General features: G+C 54.6%; 4 protein-coding genes. All 4 read right to left on the bottom strand.

Annotation, left to right across the window (positions count from 1 at the left end; genetic code table 11):
• Positions 1-1,138 (bottom strand): efflux RND transporter permease subunit (locus VNX88_18085; protein HWY70582.1); only part of this gene is annotated, 1,138 nt, incomplete at its 3' end.
• A gap of 165 nt (positions 1,139-1,303) precedes the next feature.
• Positions 1,304-1,627: a hypothetical protein gene (locus VNX88_18080; protein ID HWY70581.1), complete on the bottom strand. Its 324-nt coding sequence runs from the start codon at positions 1,625-1,627 to the stop codon at positions 1,304-1,306.
• A 2-nt stretch (positions 1,628-1,629) separates the two neighbouring features.
• Complete coding sequence (locus tag VNX88_18075) at positions 1,630-2,109, bottom strand: response regulator (GenBank protein HWY70580.1); 480 nt, start codon at positions 2,107-2,109, stop codon at positions 1,630-1,632.
• Positions 2,110-2,333: 224 nt separating this feature from the next.
• Positions 2,334-2,870, bottom strand: a complete 537-nt coding sequence (locus VNX88_18070) for an ester cyclase (GenBank protein ID HWY70579.1) — start codon at positions 2,868-2,870, stop codon at positions 2,334-2,336.
• Positions 2,871-3,261: the final 391 nt, after the last annotated feature.

The raw sequence follows: 3,261 nt of genomic DNA, 5'->3' as shown, positions 1-3,261 counted from the left end.
GGGCGCTTAGCAGCGCGAGCGAGGCAAGGACGGAAAGGGGAATCGAAACCGCCACGACGATGGTGCTTCTCCACGAACCTAGAAACAGAAGAATCATCAAAGCGGTCAATGCGCCGGCGATTACTCCTTCTCTGACGACGCCGCTGATGGCGGCGCGGACAAAGACGGATTGATCGGAAAATTCTGTCACACGGACGGCGCTGTTGACCGTCTTGAGGACGTTGGCCATCGCCTGTTTGGCTCCGGACACCACGCTGAGCGTAGAAGCGCTGCCGTTTTTCAGAAGGACCATCAGCACGCTGCGAACGCCATTCTGCCTGACGATATTTGTTTGAGGATCGTAGCCGTCACGGACCTGGGCCACGTCCTTCACTCGAATAGTTGCGCCATCGATGGTTTTGATCGGCAGTTCGTTCAGCGAATCGATCTGCAGCGGGAAGGTGTTAACGTCGACCTGATATTGCTTCGGGCCGAGTTTGACTGTGCCACTGGGGAAGACCAGTGCCTGCGCGTTGACCGCGTTCGTGACGTCGCTCTGCGTCAGACTCTTTTCCTGAAGCTTTCTAAGATCGAGATCAATCGAGACAAGCCGTTGTTTGCCGCCGTAAGGATACGGAATCGCGATCCCCGGGACGGTGATCAATCCTACGCGCAACTGATTGAGCGCAATGTCGGCTGCTTGTTGTTCGGAAATGCCCTCGCCGCCGACGCCATACTGAAGAACAGGAACGTCGGATGCGCTATACTGAATGATCAGAGGCGGCGTCGTTCCGGGTGGCAGCTGTCGCAAGATCGTTTGCGAAACAGCAGTGATTTGCGCGACGGCCGTTGAGATCGTAACGCTCGGTTGAAAAAATACCTTGATAATACCGATGCCGTCATAGGAGGTCGATTCGATGTGCTGGATATCATTGACCGTGGTCGTGAGCACGCGTTCTTCGGTGTAAACCATGCGCTGTTCGATGTCCTTGGCGCTCAGGCCGGTGAAGTTCCAGATGATGCTGACCACCGGAATATTAATCTCCGGCAAGACATCGGTCGGTGTCCGAATCAGGACGAACGGCGTGACTAAGAGTAGTAACAGTGCTGCTACTACAAATGTATAAGGCCGATTGAGGGCTAGACGAATAATCCACATGGCATGAGGTTTTGTTTAACTTGTGAACGCTACTATCCCAGTGCCTAGCTCGCCCACTGCGCATGCGGAGGATTTATCCCTGACTCCTATGGACTCATCACCAATGCCTCTTCTGGGAGATGGTTGGTCGGATCTGTAACTGGATCTGCCCACGGTTGCGGGAAGTTAGAATGCGATCCCCAGGAGCTTGATGCCGTCCCACTTTCCTGACCTATCCGGATCCAGCAGAACGTTTTCTTCGGCAATGCCGTATTTCGCCGGCGCCAATGGATTCAGCATCTGCAGCGGATTCCCGCCTCGAATCGCACGCGCAATGACACCGGTGACTTGAGGCCCGGCTTCGGCGGCCGGTCGATGACTTTGCACCCAATGTCGTCTCTGCACTAAAGTCGTGCTGTGCGAACTGGCGTGTTGCGAAGTAGCTGCTGACAATTGATCGCACGCCATCAGCGCCGCAACCAGGACGATGGTAAGGGTCCTCGCCTTCATTTTCAGCTATTCGCCTTTGGTGAGTGCGGTAAATGCTGCTCGATCGCGCCAACCAGCTCGGAAATGTTAATGGGCTTTGCCAGGAACGAGTGGCCGTCGATCTTGAGGCCACTTTTTGCCTCCGCTTCGGTCACTAATGCAGTGAGAAAGATAATCGGCGTCCGGCACAACTCAGGGTCATTCCCGAGTCGTGCTGCTACCTCGCCCCCGTCGATCTCCGGCATAACTATGTCGAGCAAGATCAGGTCGGGCCGAAAGTCGCGCGCAGTTTGATGCGCTTTGGCCGGATCGTTTTCCGGCAGCACATAATAATTACTTTTCTTTTCCAGAAGGATCTTAATCAGCCGAGTTGTGGCAAAGTCGTTATCAACCACGAGGATACGTCGCGCTCGGTTGAACGACGGCCGACCCGTGAAACTCAACCAGGATGAACCAGCTTCCTGATTGCGAGGAAGGAAGTCGGCTTGGATTACTTTGCTCATGCTCGAACCTCCGCCCCTAGGCGCTGCATCGCTATTGCGCATCCGACAGATTTAGAAGATAGGCTGATGAGTGAACGCGGATTCTCTCTTTCGAGGTAGCGTGAGCCAGAGATGAGTGTTCCCCGGACGACGTAAACTCCGCCTGGCGATTCACAGGTCCGGAGCTAATCGCCCAATATCTTCAACTACTGGCGACCATGCACGAGAGGATTCCTAGTTCGCTTTTAGGGTGTTACGACGCCTAATTGTTGCATCAAAGAGAGGTTGTCCTCCAGATGCCAGTTGTCGGAGATTTGTCCATTTTGCACGCGATAGATGTCAACTGCGCGGAAGCTAATCTCGCGACCATTGCCTTTCAGATCTTTGAAGCTGCCGGTGAAATGTCCGGTAAAGCTGTATCGAACAACCGCGCGATCGTGCACGACCAAGAGCTCTTCAATTTTCGCTTTCAGATCCGGAATGGCAGCGCGAAAGTTTTTCGATGCCTCCAGCACGCCCTTAACACCTTGTCGGCGTCCTGAAGGGAGAGTGCGATCGACGAAATTCCGCGCGAGCGCCGCTTCTGCGTAGCGTGCCTCGCCCGTATTCCAGAAGGCCGCGTACCTTCGGGCGGCAAGGATTATTGGCTCCGCCGCCTGTTCCTCGCCGGCTGCGACTACTACACTCTGTGGCGCCGGCAAGTTCTCCTCAGCGGAAGTGAGTGCCGCCCCAGTAAAAACGGCAATCAACGGCAGCAAGAGAACGAATGATTGCCTTAGCATCACACTTCGATCACTAGTTGTGCTAGGATTACATCAAGTCTCATGCGGTACGTTGGAAGCTGATAAAGCCCACTTCGCAATCTCGCCTTTGCGAATAAAGACGACGCCTTAGCGGTTGTTTTTCTTGGGCGCAGGCAGTTAAAATCGGGCCGCTGGCGAGGCCTACAGCGGCTGGGGTGCTTGTCGTGATAAATGTTCTGCGATGTATGGTTATGGAATGGTTCGGATTTTCTGCCGGGAGTGCGATGCAGCTTCTTCGATTAAAGCTGCGACCTCCTTCGGCCTGGAGACGTAGACCGAGTGACTCGCTCCTTCTACTTCAACCTTGTGGCTTTTGGCTCGTTCGGCGTACCACCGTTCGAGGTCCGGGTTGATGGTCCTATCCTTTGTC

The organism is Terriglobales bacterium (assembly GCA_035567895.1).
Taxonomy (GTDB): Bacteria; Acidobacteriota; Terriglobia; order Terriglobales; family Acidobacteriaceae; genus Gp1-AA112.
This window is presented reverse-complemented; position numbering and strand designations above follow the sequence as displayed.

Bases quoted from the DNA above. Each gene is read 5' to 3' on its own strand.
- VNX88_18075 (HWY70580.1), bottom strand. From the start codon at position 2,109: ATGAGCAAAGTAATCCAAGCCGACTTCCTTCCTCGCAATCAGGAAGCT.
- VNX88_18080 (HWY70581.1), bottom strand. From the start codon at position 1,627: ATGAAGGCGAGGACCCTTACCATCGTCCTGGTTGCGGCGCTGATGGCG.
- VNX88_18070 (HWY70579.1), bottom strand. From the start codon at position 2,870: ATGCTAAGGCAATCATTCGTTCTCTTGCTGCCGTTGATTGCCGTTTTT.